The sequence below is a fragment of the Streptomyces sp. NPDC048734 genome, assembly GCF_043198675.1.
Taxonomy (GTDB): domain Bacteria; phylum Actinomycetota; class Actinomycetes; order Streptomycetales; family Streptomycetaceae; genus Streptomyces.
This window is the reverse complement of record NZ_JBICUZ010000005.1, coordinates 383,039-400,391: the sequence shown is the minus strand read 5'-3', so window position 1 is coordinate 400,391 and position 17,353 is coordinate 383,039. Positions and strand designations below refer to the sequence as shown.

Annotated in this window: 15 protein-coding genes and 1 riboswitch; of the genes, 7 read left to right on the top strand and 8 right to left on the bottom strand. The window is 72.0% G+C overall.

The genetic code is table 11. The features are described from left to right. Nucleotides 1-131 precede the first annotated feature (131 nt). Nucleotides 132-1,388: a citrate synthase gene (locus tag ACGFQC_RS16695; RefSeq protein ID WP_363091901.1), complete on the bottom strand. Its 1,257-nt coding sequence runs from the start codon at nt 1,386-1,388 to the stop codon at nt 132-134. A gap of 98 nt (nt 1,389-1,486) precedes the next feature. Between ACGFQC_RS16695 and ACGFQC_RS16690 the strand changes: the two genes are divergently transcribed. Further along, a complete protein-coding gene (locus ACGFQC_RS16690) occupies nt 1,487-2,650 on the top strand; it encodes a citrate synthase/methylcitrate synthase (protein WP_363091900.1) in 1,164 nt (387 codons plus the stop codon). A 237-nt stretch (nt 2,651-2,887) separates the two neighbouring features. On the opposite strand, the gene ACGFQC_RS16685 is transcribed toward ACGFQC_RS16690, so the two are convergent. Both ACGFQC_RS16685 and ACGFQC_RS16680 read right to left on the bottom strand, forming a co-directional pair. After that, on the bottom strand, nt 2,888-3,124 hold the full coding sequence (locus tag ACGFQC_RS16685; protein ID WP_363091899.1) for a hypothetical protein: 237 nt from the start codon (nt 3,122-3,124) through the stop codon (nt 2,888-2,890). Between the two features lie 154 nt (nt 3,125-3,278). Continuing rightward, the gene (locus ACGFQC_RS16680; RefSeq protein ID WP_363091898.1) at nt 3,279-3,830 is read right to left on the bottom strand and encodes a DUF6082 family protein; all 552 of its coding nucleotides are present in this window, start codon (nt 3,828-3,830) and stop codon (nt 3,279-3,281) included. Nucleotides 3,831-4,149: 319 nt separating this feature from the next. Here ACGFQC_RS16680 and ACGFQC_RS16675 point away from each other — a divergent pair, with 319 nt between their 5' ends. Beyond that, nucleotides 4,150-5,304, top strand: coding sequence for a CobW family GTP-binding protein (locus tag ACGFQC_RS16675; RefSeq protein ID WP_363091897.1), 1,155 nt, complete (start codon nt 4,150-4,152; stop codon nt 5,302-5,304). On the opposite strand, the gene ACGFQC_RS16670 is transcribed toward ACGFQC_RS16675, so the two are convergent. Then, the gene (locus ACGFQC_RS16670; protein WP_363091896.1) at nt 5,301-7,757 is read right to left on the bottom strand and encodes a DNA topoisomerase IV subunit A; all 2,457 of its coding nucleotides are present in this window, start codon (nt 7,755-7,757) and stop codon (nt 5,301-5,303) included. The genes ACGFQC_RS16675 and ACGFQC_RS16670 overlap by 4 nt on opposite strands. A gap of 358 nt (nt 7,758-8,115) precedes the next feature. On the opposite strand from ACGFQC_RS16670, the gene ACGFQC_RS16665 reads away from it, so the two are divergent. The 4 genes from ACGFQC_RS16665 (at nt 8,116) to ACGFQC_RS16650 (ending at nt 12,881) form a co-directional block, all read left to right on the top strand. Continuing rightward, nucleotides 8,116-9,468, top strand: a complete 1,353-nt coding sequence (locus tag ACGFQC_RS16665) for a pitrilysin family protein (protein ID WP_363091895.1) — start codon at nt 8,116-8,118, stop codon at nt 9,466-9,468. Further along, nucleotides 9,465-10,853, top strand: a complete 1,389-nt coding sequence (locus tag ACGFQC_RS16660) for a pitrilysin family protein (RefSeq protein ID WP_363091894.1) — start codon at nt 9,465-9,467, stop codon at nt 10,851-10,853. The genes ACGFQC_RS16665 and ACGFQC_RS16660 overlap by 4 nt, the downstream gene beginning before the upstream one ends. Nucleotides 10,854-11,063: 210 nt before the next feature. Further along, a riboswitch (cyclic di-AMP (ydaO/yuaA leader) is annotated at nt 11,064-11,231 on the top strand. Between the two features lie 13 nt (nt 11,232-11,244). Then, nucleotides 11,245-12,000, top strand: a complete 756-nt coding sequence (locus ACGFQC_RS16655; protein ID WP_363091893.1) for a M23 family metallopeptidase — start codon at nt 11,245-11,247, stop codon at nt 11,998-12,000. A gap of 188 nt (nt 12,001-12,188) precedes the next feature. Further along, nucleotides 12,189-12,881, top strand: coding sequence for a GntR family transcriptional regulator (locus ACGFQC_RS16650; protein WP_363091892.1), 693 nt, complete (start codon nt 12,189-12,191; stop codon nt 12,879-12,881). Between the two features lie 480 nt (nt 12,882-13,361). Here ACGFQC_RS16650 and ACGFQC_RS16645 read toward each other — a convergent pair whose 3' ends face one another. From ACGFQC_RS16645 to ACGFQC_RS16630, 4 genes are all read right to left on the bottom strand, one after another. After that, entirely contained in the window at nt 13,362-13,784 is a 423-nt protein-coding gene (locus ACGFQC_RS16645) for a thioesterase family protein (RefSeq protein WP_363088631.1), read from the bottom strand. 61 nt (nt 13,785-13,845) lie between these two features. Next, entirely contained in the window at nt 13,846-14,496 is a 651-nt protein-coding gene (locus ACGFQC_RS16640; RefSeq protein WP_363088632.1) for a hypothetical protein, read from the bottom strand. 191 nt (nt 14,497-14,687) lie between these two features. Continuing rightward, nucleotides 14,688-15,287, bottom strand: coding sequence for a histidine phosphatase family protein (locus tag ACGFQC_RS16635; RefSeq protein WP_363088633.1), 600 nt, complete (start codon nt 15,285-15,287; stop codon nt 14,688-14,690). A 118-nt stretch (nt 15,288-15,405) separates the two neighbouring features. Next, nucleotides 15,406-16,614, bottom strand: a complete 1,209-nt coding sequence (locus tag ACGFQC_RS16630; RefSeq protein WP_363088634.1) for a pyridoxal phosphate-dependent aminotransferase — start codon at nt 16,612-16,614, stop codon at nt 15,406-15,408. Nucleotides 16,615-16,695: 81 nt separating this feature from the next. On the opposite strand from ACGFQC_RS16630, the gene ACGFQC_RS16625 reads away from it, so the two are divergent. Beyond that, on the top strand, nt 16,696-17,322 hold the full coding sequence (locus ACGFQC_RS16625) for a winged helix-turn-helix transcriptional regulator (RefSeq protein WP_363088635.1): 627 nt from the start codon (nt 16,696-16,698) through the stop codon (nt 17,320-17,322). The last annotated feature ends 31 nt before the right edge of the window (nt 17,323-17,353 follow it).

The window sequence follows — 17,353 nt, the reverse complement described above, 5'->3', positions numbered from 1 at the left end:
AGGTGAGCCTAACCTGACTTGGTGCTCAGTGGCCTCCGGTGGGGCGCGTGTCCCGCGACACGGCACGCGCGCACGTGCCGCTCGATTTCCGGCGCCGCAGCGTCACGGCCGTTCGGCGCGGTGCGGCAGGCCTACTCGGGGATCGGCCGGGGAGGTTTCGGGCCCACATAGACTCCGCTCGGGCGCATGCGCAGGGGACGTTCGCCGTACTCCTCCAGGGCGTGCGCGATCCAGCCCGCCGTCCGGGCGACGGCGAAGACGGTCTCGCCGGCCGACGCCTCCATGCCGCAGGACGCCGTCAGGACCGCCAGCGCGAGGTCGACGTTGGCGTGCAGCGGGGCGTGGCGGGCGGTCGTGTCCACGATGTCGCGGGCGGCGGCCAGCGCCGGCGCCGCCTCGGGGATCTCCGCCAGGCGGGCGAAGAGGACGCGCGCGCGGGGGTCCTCCTGGGCGTAGAGCCGGTGTCCCAGGCCGGGGATGCGGCGACCGGCCCGCAGCTCCTCCGCGATCACGGGGCCTGCAGAGCCCCGGTCGAGCACGTCGAGCACCAGTCGGTGCGCGAGCCCGCTCGCCGCGCCGTGCAGGGGACCCTCGATCACTCCGAGCCCCGCGGTGACGGCCGCGTACGCGTGTGCGTGGGCGCCGGCCGCGACCCGCACCGCGAGCGTCGACGCGGCCAGGTCGTGGTCGGCGAGCAGGGCGAGCGCGGTGTCCAGGAGGTGCAGGGGCGCCTCCGTCGCGGGCTGCCAGCTGAGCCGCCCCCACAGCCGCTGGGCCAGCGAACCGCCGTCCCGGTGGGCGGACAGCTTCGGCGGCAGGGCGGCGACGAGGGTCGGGATGAGGCCGCGGGCGGCGCCGAGCACCGCGTCCGCGGACAGGTCGAAGCGGAGCGGGTCCGCCACCGCGGCGGCGATCGCCGCGACGCGCAGGCGGTCGGTGGGGCCGGTGTGTTCGGGCAGGGCGCCGACCGCGCGGCGGGCGGCCTCGACAGCGGTCTGCGGCGCGGTGAAGGTGGCTCCGTGCCGCATCCGGCCGGTCCAGAGCCATTCGGCGACCTCTTCGTACGAGTGCCGGGCGGCCAGCTCGGTCGCGTCGACGCCCCGGTAGTAGTACCGGTCCTCGTGGATGAGGGTGAGGCGGGTGCGTACGGACAGTTCGGCGCCGACGCCCGGACTTCCTTTGCTCTCCCGCCTGTTGCGCCGCGCGAGGGTCTCGACCTCCTGGGCGTCGAAGGTGCTGCCCCGGCCGCCGGGCACGCGCCGGCTGCCCAGCTGGCCGCGGCTGACGTAGGCGTACACGGTCTCGGGCTTCACACCGAGCAGCTCGGCGGCCTCCTTGGTGGTCAGCCGTCGTTCCGGATGGCCGGGGCCGGGTTCCTGATCGCGCATGGGATCACCGTATCCACAAGACTCATCTATTGATTCAATCAATATTGACACCTCGTTAGTCAACCATGGACAGTCGAATCAAGTTCGAGGAGGAAACCATGTCCGTCAACAGGTACGCAGCCACACCCGTCGAGGTACCGCGGGGGCTCGCCGGTGTCGTCGTCGCCGACACCGAGGTCGGTGACGTCCGGGGACGCGAGGGCTTCTACCACTACCGGCAGTACTCGGCCGTCGACCTCGCCCGCAGCCGCCCGTTCGAGGACGTCTGGCACCTCCTCGTCCACGGCCACCTGCCGGACGCGGGCCGCGCCGCCGCCTTCGCGGCGGAGACCGCCGCTCTGCGAAGGCTCCCCGACCGGGTGGCGGCCGCCCTGCCCGCCGTCGCGGCGGTGGGCGCGGGCGCCGACCCGCTCACCGGCCTGCGGACGGCCCTGTCGCTGCTGGGCGCCGCGAAGGGCTTCCGGCCGGTGTACGACATCGACGCCGACCGGCGCCGGGAGGACACCCTCGCCGCGGCGGCCGCCGTACCCACGCTCCTCACCGCGCTCCACCGGCTGGGCAGGGGCCTCGAGCCCGTCGAGCCGCGCGACGACCTCTCGTACGCGGCGAACTACCTGTACATGTTGACGGGTACCGAGCCGGAGCCGGAGCGGACGCGGGCCGTCGAGCAGTACTTGATCTCCACCATCGACCACGGATTCAACGCGTCCACCTTCACCGCCCGGGTCGTTGCCTCGACGGGCGCGGACGTGGCCGCCTGCCTCGTCGCCGCCGTGGGTGCGCTGTCGGGACCCCTGCACGGCGGCGCCCCCAGCCGCGCGCTGGACACCCTGGACGCGATCGGCACACCCGACCGCATCGACCCGTGGATCCGCGAGAGGGTTCTCGCCGGTGATCGCATCATGGGTTTCGGGCACGCCGTCTACCGGACCGAGGACCCGCGTTCGCGCATGCTCCGCGAGATCGCCCAGAGTTTCGGGGGGCCGCGCGTGGACTTCGCCGTGGAGGTCGAGCGGCAGGTCGAGGCGATCCTCGCCGAGCTGAAGCCGGGCCGGGAACTGCACACGAACGTGGAGTTCTACGCGGGCGTGGTCATGGAGCTGTGCGGGTTGCCCCGCGAGATGTTCACCCCCACCTTCGCGGCGGCCCGCGTCGTGGGCTGGAGCGCCAACATCCTGGAGCAGGCGGAGGACAAGAAGATCATCCGGCCCGCGGCCCGATACGTGGGACCTCGGGCGCCCGTCCCCGTGTCGGCGGCCTGAGCCGGAGCGCGACCGCCCCGGCGGGTGCCCCGCCCCGTGGGTGATTTCCCGGAAGGCGGCCGGAGAACGCGTGTGGCCTGGTGCCGTTCCGGCGCCAGGCCTCATCGGTAGTGATCGAGCAGGGACGGGGTGCCGGGCTGCTCGCCGGGTGACCGCCGGCTCGCCGAGCGGTTGCGTGCGGCCGGGGTGGGAGCGGCGGGACGGGTCTTCGGGTGGACGCGTGCCCGGGCGGTGGGGTCAGGCGTCGGGGATGTCCGCCTTGGCGCGGATCAGGGTCTCCCTGCTCACGACGACGATGCGTTCGTAGTCGGCGCGTGCAGCGTCCGCGGGCAGTTCAGCGTCCAGCGCCTCGGTGGCCTCGGTGCCGATGACGGCGAAGTTGCCGTCACTGAGTTCGAACACGTCGGGGCAGGTCGATCCGGAGGAACTGCCACGGGCGCTGGGGGGCACACCGATGCGGCGCACGATCTTCAAAGCTACCGGTCCTTATGAACGATCAACTCTGGCAGAGTGGTGAACGCCACACGCTACTGGTGCTGGAGAGGCCTCCGTGGCGGCATGGCCGAAAAACACCCCCGTCGTGTCACCGGTGCCGGTGTGTTGACCCGTTCGGAGGGACCGCTCGACGTCAGTCGGCGGGAGGAGTGCCGACGACCCACCATTCGTCCGTGTCGGCTTCGTCGAGGTCCTGGACGAGGCCGTCGACCATGCGGCCCACGCGCGCCTCTTCCGAAGTTTCGTCGAGGGAGGCACGCATGTGCCTCGCCGCCTCCCAGTACTCACGGAAGATCGGGCTCTGGAAGAACTCCCGGAGGGCCGCGTAGAGCTCGTCGCGGTCCACCAGCCCCGCCCGGTAGACGTGGTAGAGGTTGACGTACCAGGCGTTGGCGTAGAAGAACTGGCGGCGCCTCTCTGCCGGAATGTCCTTGTCGTACGTGTCGATGACCTCGGCCAGGGACGGGTCGTCGATCGCCCTGGTCAGCAATTCCCAGTGCATGCGCTGCTGATGTGCCAGGGACTCGCGCCGGATCGCCAGCTCCTCCAGCTCCAGTCGGCGCGCGTGCAGACGGGCCTTCTCCATTCGCCGCTGACGTGCGGCCAACGTCAACCCTGCCGTGGCGACCAGAATCCCTGTCGCCGCCGAGTTGAACCTCCCCGTGATCTTCTTCCGTGTGGCCATGTCAACCCCCGAATCGGGCGGCCGCCCGCCGGTCGTCGAGTGCGGGTCGGCTGACGGGGACCGGCGAGCGATGGGCGGCGCTTGTCACCTCCAGGGTGCCGAGCGGCTCTGATCGGCGGGGGAGGCGGAGAAGAGGCGCACGGAGGGAAGCGAGGGTCGCACACTCCGGCGCCTTGCCCAACATCTGCCCCGCGAGCGCTGCTAACAATCGTTCACTTCGCCGTGGTTCCCCCGGCTCGTATCCTGGCTGCGCATTCCATCCCCGACCGCGCGCCGGGCCGCGAGCCGGTGCACGCGTAGGTGTCAGAGAGGTCGCACGTTGACGCAGAGCCGCACTCCGCAGCAGATCCCGGTCGTCGTACTCGCCGGATTCCTGGGTTCCGGCAAGACGACACTGCTCAACCACCTCCTCCACCGCAGCGGAGGCAGTCGTATCGGCGCGATCGTGAACGACTTCGGCTCCATCGAGATCGACGCCATGGCCGTGGCGGGCGCCCTCGGCGACTCGACCGTCTCCCTCGGCAACGGCTGCCTGTGCTGCGCCGTCGACGCCAGTGAGCTGGACGTGTACCTCGAACGCCTCGCGCGCCCCTCCACCGGCATCGACGTCATCGTCATCGAGGCCAGCGGGCTCGCCGAGCCGGGGGAACTCGTCCGGATGGTCCTCGCCAGCGAGCATCCGGGGATCGTGTACGGCGGGCTCGTCGAGGTCGTCGACGCCGCCGAGTTCGATGAGACCCGCGCCCGGCACCCGGAGATCGACCGGCACCTCGCCCTCGCCGACCTCGTCGTGGTGAACAAGCTCGACCGGACGCCCGACGCCGCCCGCGTCCTGGACCTCGTCCGCTCCCTCACCGACCGGACCGCCGTCGTACCCGCGACCTACGGCCGTATCGACCCCGAGTTCCTCTTCGACTGCCGGCCGGACGAGGAGCGTGTGGGGCAGCTCTCCTTCGACGACCTGCACCGACAGGACGGCGACGGCCACGACGGCGGCGACGGCCACGACGGACAGCAGGCCCACGACCGGCAGGGCGGTCCCGACGGGCCGGAAGGTCACGGCGATCACGCCGGCCACCTGCACACCGCCTACGACAGCGTGTCCTTCGTCTCCGAAGTCCCGCTGGAACCAAGCCGGTTGATGCCGTTTCTCGACAGCCGTCCCGAAGGGCTGTACCGCATCAAGGGGTACGTCGACTTCGGGCCGCACGACCCTGTCAACCGCTATGCCGTGCACGCCGTCGGGCGCTTCCTGCGCTTCTACCCGGAGCCCTGGGGCCCCGCCGAGGAGCGCCGCACCCAGCTCGTCCTCATCGGTTCCGGCATCGAGGCCGCCGCCCTCGCCAAGGAACTGCAGGCCTGCGAGAACGACGCCCCGCACGCCGACGAGCGCGGCATGTGGGGCGTCCTCCGTTACGTCCGGGACTCAGACGACGAGGCGGACGAGACGGTCGAGACGGTCGAGGAGGCCTAGAGCGGCCCGGCCACGACCGACACCGGCTTGCCCAGCGACACGCCCGAGCCGTCCCGGCGCGGGTCGATCTCCGGCAGGTCCACCGGCGTGCCGTTCTTCTGGGCGGCCCGTGCGGGGACGGCACCCGCCCAGGCCAGGGACAGGCAGTCCTCGCCCTTCAGGAACCGCTGGCAGCGCACACCACCGGTCGCCCGCCCCTTGCGCGGGTACTGGTCGAACGGGGTCAGCTTGGCGGTCGTCTGGACGGAGTCGTCCAGGGTGCCGCGCGAGCCCGCGACCGTGAAGACCATCGCGTCGGCCGCCGGGTCCACGGCCGTGAAGGAGATCACCTTCGCGCCGTCCGTCAGCTTGATGCCCGTCATGCCGCCGGCCGGGCGGCCCTGCGGGCGGACCTGCGAGGCCTGGTAGCGCAACAGCTGGGCGTCGTCCGTGATGAAGACCAGGTCCTCCTCGCCGGTGCGCAGATCGACCGCGCCGACGATGCGGTCCCCCTCCTTGAGGGTGATGACCTCCAGCTCGCCCTTGTTGCTCGGATAGTCGGGCACCACACGCTTGACGACACCCTGCTCCGTGCCGAGCGCGATACCGGGGGAGGACTCGTCGAGCGTGGTCAGGCAGACCACCGTCTCGTCACCCTCCAGCGAGACGAACTCCGCCAGCGGCGCGCCGCCCGAGAGGTTCGGCGCGGACGCCGTGTCCGGCAGCTGAGGCAGGTCGACGACGTTGATGCGCAGCAGCCGGCCCGTCGAGGTGACCGCGCCGATCTCCCCGCGCGCGGTGGCCGGCACGGCCGACACGATCACGTCGTGCTTGGTCCGCCGGGCGTCCGGGTCCTCCCCGAAGGGCTCGGCGTTCGCCGTACGGGCCAGCAGACCCGTCGAGGAGAGCAGCACCCGACACGGGTCGTCGGCGACCTGGAGCGGCACGGCGGAGGCCGGCGTGCCCGCCGACTCCAGCAGGACCGTACGACGCTCGGTGCCGAACTTCTTCGCCACCACGGCCAGTTCGGCCGAGACCAGCTTGCGCAGCTCCGCGTCCGACTCCAGGATCCGGGTCAGCTCGGCGATCTCCTCGTTGAGCTTCTCCTTCTCCGCCTCCAGCTCGATCCGGTCGTACCTGGTCAGCCGGCGCAGCGGCGTGTCGAGGATGTACTGCGTCTGGATCTCCGACAGGGAGAAGCGCTCGATCAGGCGCTCCTTGGCCTGCGCGCTGTTGTCGCTGGAGCGGATCAGACGGATGACCTCGTCGATGTCGACGAGCGCCGTGAGCAGGCCCTCGACCAGGTGCAGGCGGTCGCGGCGCTTGGTCCGGCGGAACTCGCTGCGCCGCCTGACGACCTCGAAGCGGTGGTCGAGGTAGACCTCGAGCAGCTCCTTCAGGCCCAGCGTGAGCGGCTGGCCGTCCACCAGCGCCACGTTGTTGATGCCGAAGGACTCCTCCATGGGCGTCAGCTTGTACAGCTGCTCCAGGACCGCCTCCGGCACGAAGCCGTTCTTGATCTCGATGACCAGACGCAGCCCGTGCTCGCGGTCGGTGAGGTCCTTGACGTCGGCGATGCCCTGGATCTTCTTCGAGCCGACCAGGTCCTTGATCTTGGCGATGACCTTCTCGGGACCGACGGCGAAGGGCAGTTCGGTGACGACGAGGCCCTTGCGGCGGGCCGTCACGGTCTCCACCGACACCGTGGCGCGGATCTTGAAGGTGCCGCGGCCCGTCTCGTAGGCGTCCCGGATCCCCGAGAGGCCGACGATCCGCCCGCCGGTGGGCAGGTCCGGGCCCGGGACGTGCTTCATCAGCGTGTCCAGATCCGCGTTCGGGAACCGGATCAGGTGGCGGGCGGCCGAGACGACCTCGCCCAGGTTGTGCGGCGGCATGTTCGTGGCCATGCCGACCGCGATGCCCGAGGAGCCGTTGACCAGGAGGTTCGGGAACGCGGCGGGCAGCGCCACAGGCTCCCGCTCCTGGCCGTCGTAGTTCGGGTTGAAGTCGACCGTGTCCTCGTCGATGGACTCGGTCATCAGGCTCGTCGCCGCGGTCTGACGGCACTCGGTGTACCGCATGGCGGCCGGCGGGTCGTCGTTGCCCAGCGAGCCGAAGTTGCCGTGGCCGTCGACCAGGGGCACGCGCATGGAGAAAGGCTGGGCCATGCGCACCAGGGCGTCGTAGATCGACGCGTCGCCGTGCGGGTGCAGCTTGCCCATGACCTCGCCGACGACCCGCGCGCACTTCACGTAGCCGCGGTCGGGGCGCAGGCCCATCTCGTTCATCTGGTAGACGATCCGGCGGTGTACGGGCTTGAGGCCGTCACGGGCGTCCGGCAGGGCGCGGGAGTAGATGACCGAGTACGCGTACTCGAGGAAGGAGCCCTGCATCTCGTCGACGACGTCGATGTCGAGGATCCGCTCCTCGTACGACTCGTCGGGCGGCGGGGTCTTCGTGCTGCGGCGGGCCATCGCTGCCGGCTCCTCCTGTTTCCTGGTCGCTCGCCTGCGGGGCGCTCACGTCGGTGCCGACGCGCGTCCTGCGGCTCACTCTTGCTGAGGCGTGTGACGGGATCTCCGCGGACCATTGTGGACCGTGGCACCGACAGTGCGTCCCGGGGCCCGGGCGTCGGCGACCGGACCGGCCGGAGAGGCACCTCGTCCACGGCTGTCCGCAGGCTACGCGATCTCGCTCTCGGCGTACGCCGCCCGGGAACTCCACCGCTGCTCCGCACGCTTGCATACAGTGGCAGGACCGGCAGGAAAAACTGGCAGGACCGGCAGGAAAAACGCGGTTTCGACGACCGCGCCCGCGATCGGAAGGACGTACATGCCCAAGGGTCACACGGCCACAGCCCAGGCAGGCTCCGGGGGCCTGACAGCGACCGAGCACCGCCTGGCCAACGGCCTGCGCGTGGTGCTCTCCGAGGATCACCTGACCCCCGTCGCGGCGGTGTGCCTCTGGTACGACGTGGGCTCGCGCCACGAAGTCAAGGGCCGCACCGGCCTTGCTCACCTCTTCGAGCACCTGATGTTCCAGGGCTCCGCGCAGGTCAAGGGCAACGGTCACTTCGAGCTGGTCCAGGGGGCGGGCGGCTCGCTCAACGGCACGACCAGCTTCGAGCGCACCAACTACTTCGAGACCATGCCCACGCACCAGCTGGAACTCGCCCTCTGGCTGGAGGCGGACCGCATGGGCTCGCTGCTGGCCGCGCTGGACGACGAGTCCATGGAGAACCAGCGCGACGTCGTCAAGAACGAACGCCGCCAGCGCTACGACAACGTCCCCTACGGCACGGCGTTCGAGAAGCTGACCGCCCTCGCCTACCCCGAGGGCCACCCCTACCACCACACGCCGATCGGCTCGATGGCCGACCTGGACGCGGCGACGCTGGAGGACGCGCGTGCGTTCTTCCGCACGTACTACGCGCCCAACAACGCCGTGCTGTCGGTCGTCGGCGACATCGACCCGGAGCAGACGCTCGCCTGGATCGAGAAGTACTTCGGCTCCATCCCCGCCCACGACGGCAAGCCCCGGCCCCGTGACGGCTCCCTGCCCGACGTCATCGGCGAGCAGCTGCGCGAGGTCGTGGAGGAGGAGGTCCCGGCCCGCGCCCTGATGGCCGCCTACCGTCTGCCGCAGGACGGCACACGCGCGTGCGACGCGGTCGACCTGGCGCTCACCGTGCTCGGCGGCGGCGAGTCCTCCCGCCTCTACAACCGCCTGGTCCGCCGTGACCGTACGGCCGTGGCCGCCGGCTTCGGCCTGCTGCGCCTGGCCGGGGCGCCCTCCCTGGGCTGGCTGGACGTCAAGACGTCCGGTGACGTCGAGGTGCCCGTCATCGAGACGGCCATCGACGAGGAGCTCGCCCGGTTCGCGGAGGAAGGCCCCACCGACGAGGAGATGGAGCGCGCCCAGGCACAGTTGGAGCGCGAGTGGCTGGACCGTCTCGGCACGGTCGCCGGCCGCGCCGACGAACTGTGCCGGTACGCGGTGCTGTTCGGTGACCCGCAGCTCGCCCTGACCGCCGTCCAACGCGTGCTGGACGTCACCGCGGAGGAGGTCCGGGAGATCGCCCAGGCCCGCCTGCGCCCGGACAACCGCGCCGTACTGGTCTACGAGCCCACCGAGCCCACCGAGAACACCGCCGACGAGGACGAGAACGAGGAGGCGGCCCAGTGACCGAGCTCGCCGCGATGGACTTCCACCCCCAGCCCCGCGCGGGCGAGGCCAGGCCCTGGGCGTTCCCCGCCCCCGAGCGCGGGACGCTCGACAACGGCCTGACCGTCCTGCACTGCCACCGTCCCGGACAGCAGGTCGTCGCCGTCGAGGTCATCCTCGACGCGCCCCTGGACGCGGAACCGGCCGGCCTCGACGGCGTCGCCACGATCATGGCGCGGGCCTTCTCCGAGGGCACCGACAAGCACTCCGCCGAGGAGTTCGCCGCCGAGCTGGAGCGCTGCGGCGCCACCCTCGACGCGCACGCCGACCATCCCGGCGTCCGCCTCAGCCTGGAGGTTCCGGCCTCCCGCCTGGCCAAGGCCCTCGGTCTCGTGGCCGACGCCCTGCGGGCGCCCGCGTTCGCCGACAGCGAGGTCGAGCGCCTCGTCCGCAACCGCCTGGACGAGATCCCGCACGAGCTGGCGAACCCCTCCCGGCGCGCCGCCAAGGAGCTCTCCAAGGAGCTGTTCCCGGCGACCGCGCGCATGTCGCGCCCGCGCCAGGGCACCGCGGAGACCGTCGAGAAGATCGACTCCGCCGCCGTACGCGCCTTCTACGAGAAGCACGTCCGCCCCGCCACGGCCACCGCCGTGGTCGTCGGCGATCTCACCGGAGTCGACCTCGACGCGCTCCTGGGCGACACCCTGGGCGCCTGGACGGGGTCCGCGGCCCAGCCGCGACCGGTGCCTCCGGTGACCGCGGACGACACCGGACGGGTCGTCATCGTGGACCGCCCCGGCGCCGTCCAGACGCAGCTGCTGATCGGCCGCATCGGCGCCGACCGGCACGCGCGCGTGTGGCCCGCGCAGGTGCTCGGCACGTACTGCCTGGGCGGCACCCTCACCTCCCGGCTGGACCGCGTCCTGCGCGAGGAGAAGGGCTACACCTACGGCGTGCGCTCCTTCGGCCAGGTCCTCAGGTCCGCGCCGGACGGCTCGGGCGCGGCGATGCTCGCCATCAGCGGCTCGGTCGACACTCCCAACACCGGTCCCGCGCTGGAGGACCTGTGGAAGGTGCTGCGCACCCTCGCCGAGGGCGGTCTGACCGACGCCGAGCGGGACGTCGCGGTGCAGAACCTCGTCGGAGTGGCGCCCCTGAAGTACGAGACGGCCGCCGCCGTGGCGGGCACGCTGGCCGACCAGGTCGAGCAGCACCTGCCGGACGACTACCAGGCCACGCTGTACCAGCAGCTCGCCGCGACCGGCACCGTGGAGGCCACGGCGGCGGTCGTGAGCGCCTTCCCGGTGGACCGCCTGGTGACGGTCCTCGTCGGTGACGCGGCCGCGATCAAGGCGCCGGTCGAGGCCCTCGGCATCGGTGAGGTGAAGGTCGTCTCCGCGGAGTAGGAACGCGGACCGGCGGCCGTGAGGCCGCGTACAGGAGCCCTGGTGGACGGATGCGTCACCAGGGCTCCCTGATGTCCGAATTGAGGGAAAGGCTGCCTGTCTGCCCTGTGGCATGCGCTACAAAAGCCGCGTTCTGTTTGGGGATCGACGGCCGCCGCGTCTAGTTTCGACCGGGCTGTTCGTCAGGCAGTGCGCCGCGTCCGCGGCACCGGACAGTCATCGCCGAGTCCCCGCACGGCGCGAGCCAGGGGAGCCGGGGACCCAACCACACAGTCCCTGGGGTGAATCGGACGCCCGCGCGAGCCGCGAGGGGGTCCGTAGGAGACCTTCCTGCTCCGAACCCGTCAGCTAACCCGGTAGGCGAGAGGGAAGGAAAGGACCGCTCAACTTCATGGCGTCCACTTGCGCCACCGGGAAGCACCGTCGTCCCAGCAGGATGAAGCGCACCACCGCCCGCGCGGCGGGCATCGCGGCGCTCACCACCACCGGCGTCATCGGCACCGTCGCCTCCAGCCCCGCCCTCGCCGCGGAGAAGGCCGTCGGGCAGACCGGCCTCGTCCCGGTCGTCACCATCGGCGACACGGTCGCCGAGCGGATCGACGACCAGGCCGCCGCGCAGAAGCAGGCCGCCGTGGCGGAGGCCGCGCGCAAGGAGGCCGCCGCCCGGGCCGCGGCGAAGGCCGAGGCGGAACGTGAGGCCCGGGTGCGCGCCGCCCGCGCGGCCGAGCGCGAGCGCCTGAACACCTTCGTCTCGCCGATCAGCGGCTCCCACGTCTCCACCGGCTACCGGTCGGGCGGCTCGCTGTGGTCCTCCGGCAGCCACACCGGCATCGACTTCCACGCCGCCAGCGGCACCCCCGTGCACGCGGTGGGCCTCGGCACCGTCGTCGAGGCCGGCTGGGGCGGCGCCTACGGCAACCAGGTCGTGATCCGGATGAGCGACGGCACGTACACCCAGTACGCCCACCTGTCGTCCATCGGCGTCTCGGTGGGGCAGAAGGTGGTCCCGGGGCAGCGCATCGCCCTGTCCGGCGCCACCGGCAACGTCACCGGCCCGCATCTGCACTTCGAGGTCCGCACCGGCGTGGAGTACGGCTCGGACATCGATCCGGCCGCCTACCTCCGCAAGCACGGCGTGAACATCTGACGACGTACGGCGACAGATCGTACGGCCCCGGCCCGCACGGCCGGGGCTTTCGTCGTTTCCGGGACCGTACTGTCCAAAAAATATCCCTGGATTCCGGCCCGCCATCGGAAATTCCCGCTGATTGCAATAGAGTCACGGAACACACGTCAATCGTCGACGTTTCACGGGGATTAAGGCGGAGGTCCGTCATGCGTATTCCGGCGCACTCGGTGTGCACGGCCATCCGGGACGACATCGTCGCGGGTGTCTACGAGCGCGGCAGCCGCCTCACCGAGGAACTCCTCGCGCGCCGCTACGGCGTCTCGCGCGTCCCCGTCCGGGAGGCGCTGCGCACGCTGGAGGCGGAGGGTTTCGTCGTGACGCGACGGCACGCGGGCGCGTGCGTCGCCGAACCGACCGAGCAGGAGGCCGCCGACCTGCTGGAGATGCGCGTGCTCCTGGAGCCGCTCGGCGCCGCCCGGGCCGCCCAGCGGCGCACCGAGGCCCACCTCAAGGTGCTGCGCGGCCTCGTCAGGCTGGGCCAGGAGCGTGCCAGGCGCGGCAACAGCGAGGACCTGCGCTCCCTGGGGGGCTGGTTCCACGAGACCCTCGCACAGGCCTCCGGCAGCCACGCCCTCACCTCGACGCTCACCCAGCTGCGCCACAAGATCTCCTGGATGTACACGGTGGACGCGTCGGCCACCCCGGTGGAGTCCTGGGCGGAACACGGCGCGATCGTGGACGCGGTGGCGCGCGGCGACGGAGAACGCGCGCGGGCGGTGACGGCGCTGCACACCGAGCGCGCGACCTCCGCGCACCGGCTGCGCTTTCCGGGCGGCGACCGCCGGGACCGTGTGAGGACTTCGCAACACGTCGTCAACATGTCCGGCCTCCGGCATTAACACGAGAGCCGTATACAAAGAAGGTAATTCGACGGAGAGGTATTTCCGTTGCCTTTTTTCGGCGCGCCCTCGTATTTGCGGTGGTGCGCCCTTCGTGTGCCCGTCGCGTGTTCTCCGTGTGCCCTTCGCGGGGCCGGCGGAATATCCGTGACGCGCAGTCGGTGATTTCCGTCGGGCCCACCGGGCCCCCGAAACGGCGGAGCCGCGGCGCCCCGGCCCGGCGGGGGGGGGCGGGGGCGGGGGGGGGGGGCCCCCGCGCCCCCCCGCGGGGGGGGCCCCCCCCCCCCCCCCCCCCGCCCCCATCCCCCCCCGCGGGGGGCGCGGCGGGGGCCCCCCCGGGGGGGCGGCGGGGGGGGGGGGCGGGGGGGGGGGGGGGGCCCCGCCCCCGGGGGCCCCCGGGGGGGGGGGGGGGGGGCGCGCCCCCCCGGCCCCCGCCCCGGCCCGCGCCACGGCGTCGTCCACGGTGGCGGGGCCCGCCGGTCAGAGTCCGAACAGGCTCGGGTCGGAGGCCAGTTCCTTGAAGTGGTCCTGGGGGTCGGCGACCAGCCGCCGGGTCCTCAGGTCCAGCAGGCCGCCCACCCCGGAGAGTTCGGCCGCGACCGTGCCGTCCGTCTTGCGGATGGTCTGCTCGATGCGGAACGTCTTGCCGCCGCCCCACTCGAAGACGCACGTCACGTCGACCTCGTCGCCCGCCAGCAGTTCGCGCCGGTAGCGGATGGTCGTCTCCAGGGCGACGGGTCCGACGCCCCGGCCGATCAGACCGGTCTGGGTGATGCCCGCGGCCCGGAGCAGCGACCAGCGCGCGTGCTCCGCGTAGTTGATGTACACGCTCTGGTTGAGATGGCCCTGCACGTCGGTCTCGTATCCGCGGACGGTGACCCGCACGGAAAACGGCTCGCTCACGGCTTCCCCTTCTCGTCGACGAGCACGGTCGATGCCCTGCCCGCCGATCTTGGCACGCCCGTCACACCCGGCGTGGGGAAGCCAGCAGATAACGCGTCCTGCTCCGGGGGTCGGTGTGCTCGCTCGCCTGCCAGCCCGCCTTCTCCAGGGTCGCCGCGCAGTCCCGCAGCGTCCCGTCGTCCGGCCCGCGCACGGCGACGGCGTCCGGCTGCGGGGTGGCGCGCACCCGGTAGCCGTCGGCCCCCGGTCTGTCGGCCCCCGGTCCGGCGGGCCGGTGGCCGGCCGCCTCCAGCGCGAGCGCGGCGGCCTGCACCAGATGCGTACGCTCCCACCCGCACGGCCGGTCCACCTCCCCGTGCGGGTTGGTCATCCGGCGCAGCTCCAGCAGTCCCTGCCAGGCGCTGCGCACCTCCCGCAGCCGGGCCGGCCCGCCGTCCGGCGGTTCCTCCTCGCCGCCGACCCGCGCGGTGAACACACCGGTCCGCGTACGCGGAGCATCGCCCACGGCGGCGGGTTCCGACTCGGGCTCCTCCTCCCGTATCCGGTGCCCGGCAGGGGTGAGGAAGTGGTCGTGCGGCGGGCGCGGGTGCCGGAAGGCGAGCCCTCGCTCGACCAGGGCGGCCAGCTGGGCCTGCGTGCCCCGCAGGCGCCCGGTGACGGGATCGGCGGCGTCGATGACACGCCGCTGGGCGGCGGTCGGCGGTCGTGTCACGGCGTGCTTCCTCCCGGGCGACGGTACGGCTGTCCCACCGCTGTGAAGGTTACGGCCGGGCACTGACATTGATATCGCCAGGCAGGTTCTGGTGGCCGTGGCTCGGGCACTGACTGACGTCCTGCTGGGCTGTCCAGCCGCCCCGACCGCTGACGCCTGTCGGTCAGGCCCCGTCGGTCAGGCCCCGTCGGTCAGGTGCCCGGCCGGATGTTCCACCCCGCGATCACATGCCGACGGTGCTCCGTGCCCAGCCGGCACAGCGCCCCTGTCGCCAGCTGGAACAGGGCCCCCGCCGACGGCGGCAGGCCGAGCCGACGGGCCGTGAGCACCCGCAGGAAGTGCCCGTGCGCCACCAGCACCACGCACCCCTCCGTGTTGGCGAGCGCCGCGTCCGCCATCGCCAGCACCCGGTCGGCACGCTCCCCGACCTGCTCGGCCGTCTCACCGGGATGCTCGGGCGGCCCGGGCGCCACACCGTCCGTGAACAGGAACCAGCCCGGCCGCTCACGCTGGATCTCGACGGTCGTGACGCCCTCGTACCCGCCGTAGTCCCACTCCTTCAGGTCCGCGTCGACCTGCACCTCGTGCAGCCCGATCAGCTCCGCCGTCTCCCGCGCCCGCTGGAGCGGGCTGGAGAACGCCGCGCCGATCCGGTGCGAGCGGATGAGCGGCACCAGGCGCCGCGCCTCGTCCCGGCCGTGCTCGGTGAGCGGGACGTCCGTCAGTCCGGTGTGCCGGCCGGAGCGCGACCACGCGGTCTCTCCGTGCCGGACCAGGAAAAGATCACCCATGCCGCACAGAGTCGCACAGGCGTGCGCCGGTGCCCCGCACCGCGGCGTGCCGGACTGCCGTGGGCCGTTGGCCGTTGGCCGTGGTCCGCGGATGCCGCGCTCCGCCACCCGCGGTCTCCTACTGCCGGTAACCGCTCAGGAAACGTCCGATGCGCCCGATCGCCGCCTCCAGGTCCTCCGCGTGCGGGAGGGTGAGGATGCGGAAGTGGTCCGGGGTCGGCCAGTTGAAGCCGGTTCCCTGGACCACCTGGATCTTCTCGCGCAGCAGCAGGTCCAGGACGAACTTCTCGTCGTCGTGGATCGGGTGCACCTTGGGGTCGATGCGGGGGAACGCGTACAGGGCGCCCTGGGGTTTCACGCAGGAGACGCCGGGGATCTCGTTGAGCTTCTCCCAGGCGATGTCGCGCTGCTCGCGCAGCCTGCCGCCCGGCGCGGTCAGTTCCAGGACGGACTGGCGGCCGCCGAGCGCGGCCTGGATGGCGTACTGGGCGGGCGCGTTGGCGCACAGCCGCATGGAGGCCAGCATGGTGAGGCCCTCGAGGTAGTCCTTCGCGTGCTGCTTCGGGCCGGTCACGACCAGCCAGCCGGAGCGGAAGCCCGCCACCCGGTACGTCTTCGACAGCCCGCAGAAGGTCAGGACGACCAGGTCGGGGGCGAGTGCCGCGGCCGAGTGGTGCACGGCGTCGTCGTAGAGGATCTGGTCGTAGATCTCGTCGGCGAAGACCATCAGGCCGTGCCGGCGGGCCAGGTCGAGGATGCCCTCGATGATCTCCTTCGGGTAGACCGCGCCGGTGGGGTTGTTGGGGTTGATGATGACGACGGCCTTGGTGCGGTCGGTGATCTTCGACGCCATGTCGTCCAGGTCCGGGTACCAGTCGGCCTGCTCGTCGCAGAGGTAGTGGACCGCCTTGCCGCCCGCGAGCGTGGTGACGGCCGTCCACAGCGGGAAGTCGGGGGCCGGGATCAGGATCTCGTCGCCGTCCTCGACCAGCGCCTGTACGGCCATGGAGACCAGCTCCGAGACGCCGTTGCCGAGCCACACGTCGTCGACGTCGACGTCCAGGCCCCGGTCCTGGTAGCGCTGGGCGACCGCCCGGCGGGCCGGGAGGATGCCGCGCGAGTCCGTGTAGCCGTGGGCCCGCGGGAGCATCCGGATCATGTCCTGGAGGATCTCCTCCGGCGCCTCGAAGCCGAAGACCGCCGGGTTGCCGGTGTTGAGGCGCAGCACGCTGTGCCCCGCCGCCTCCAGCGCGTCGGCGTGCTCGATGACCGGGCCGCGGATCTCGTAACAGACCTCGCTGAGCTTGTTCGACTGCCGGAACTCCATGGACCCCTCCGGTATCTGGTGTTGCTTGGTTTTACCAAGTTCGGGCTTGGAAAGTCCAACGACATGTCTAGACTGCGTCGCATGCCACCTCGCCGAAGCTACGACCAGTACTGTTCCGCCGCCCGTGCCCTCGACGCCGTCGGCGACCGCTGGACCCTGCTGATCGTCCGCGAGCTGCTCGCCGGTCCGCGCCGCTACACCGACCTGCACGCCGACCTGCCCGGCGTGAGCACGGACGTACTCGCGTCGCGGCTGAGGGACATGGAACGCGACGGACTGGCCACCCGGCGCCGGCTGCCGCCGCCCGGCGCGGCGTACGTCTACGAACTCACCGGCCGGGGGCGCGCGTTGCTGCCCGTGCTCCAGGCCCTCGGCGCATGGGGACAGACGGAACTCGGTGAGCGCGGGCCCACCGACGCGATCCGCGCGCACTGGTTCGCACTGCCCCTGCTGCGCGCGCTGGAGGGCGAGGGACTCGTGGAAGTCCGGCTCGAGGAAGGCCACTTCCACCTCTTCGCCGGCGCGACGGAGGGTCCCGTCTACGGTCACGGGGCGGCCCCCGGCGAACCCGACGCCCGGCTCGTCATGGACACCGGCACCTGCACGGCCGTGGCCCAGGGCGAGCTGAGCCTGGTCGAGGCCGTGCGTGCCGGACGCGTCGAGGTGGGCGGCGACGGCACCCTCGCCAAGGAGCTGCGGGAGGCCTGAGGAAACCAGAAGGCCCGCACGGGGCGGGCCT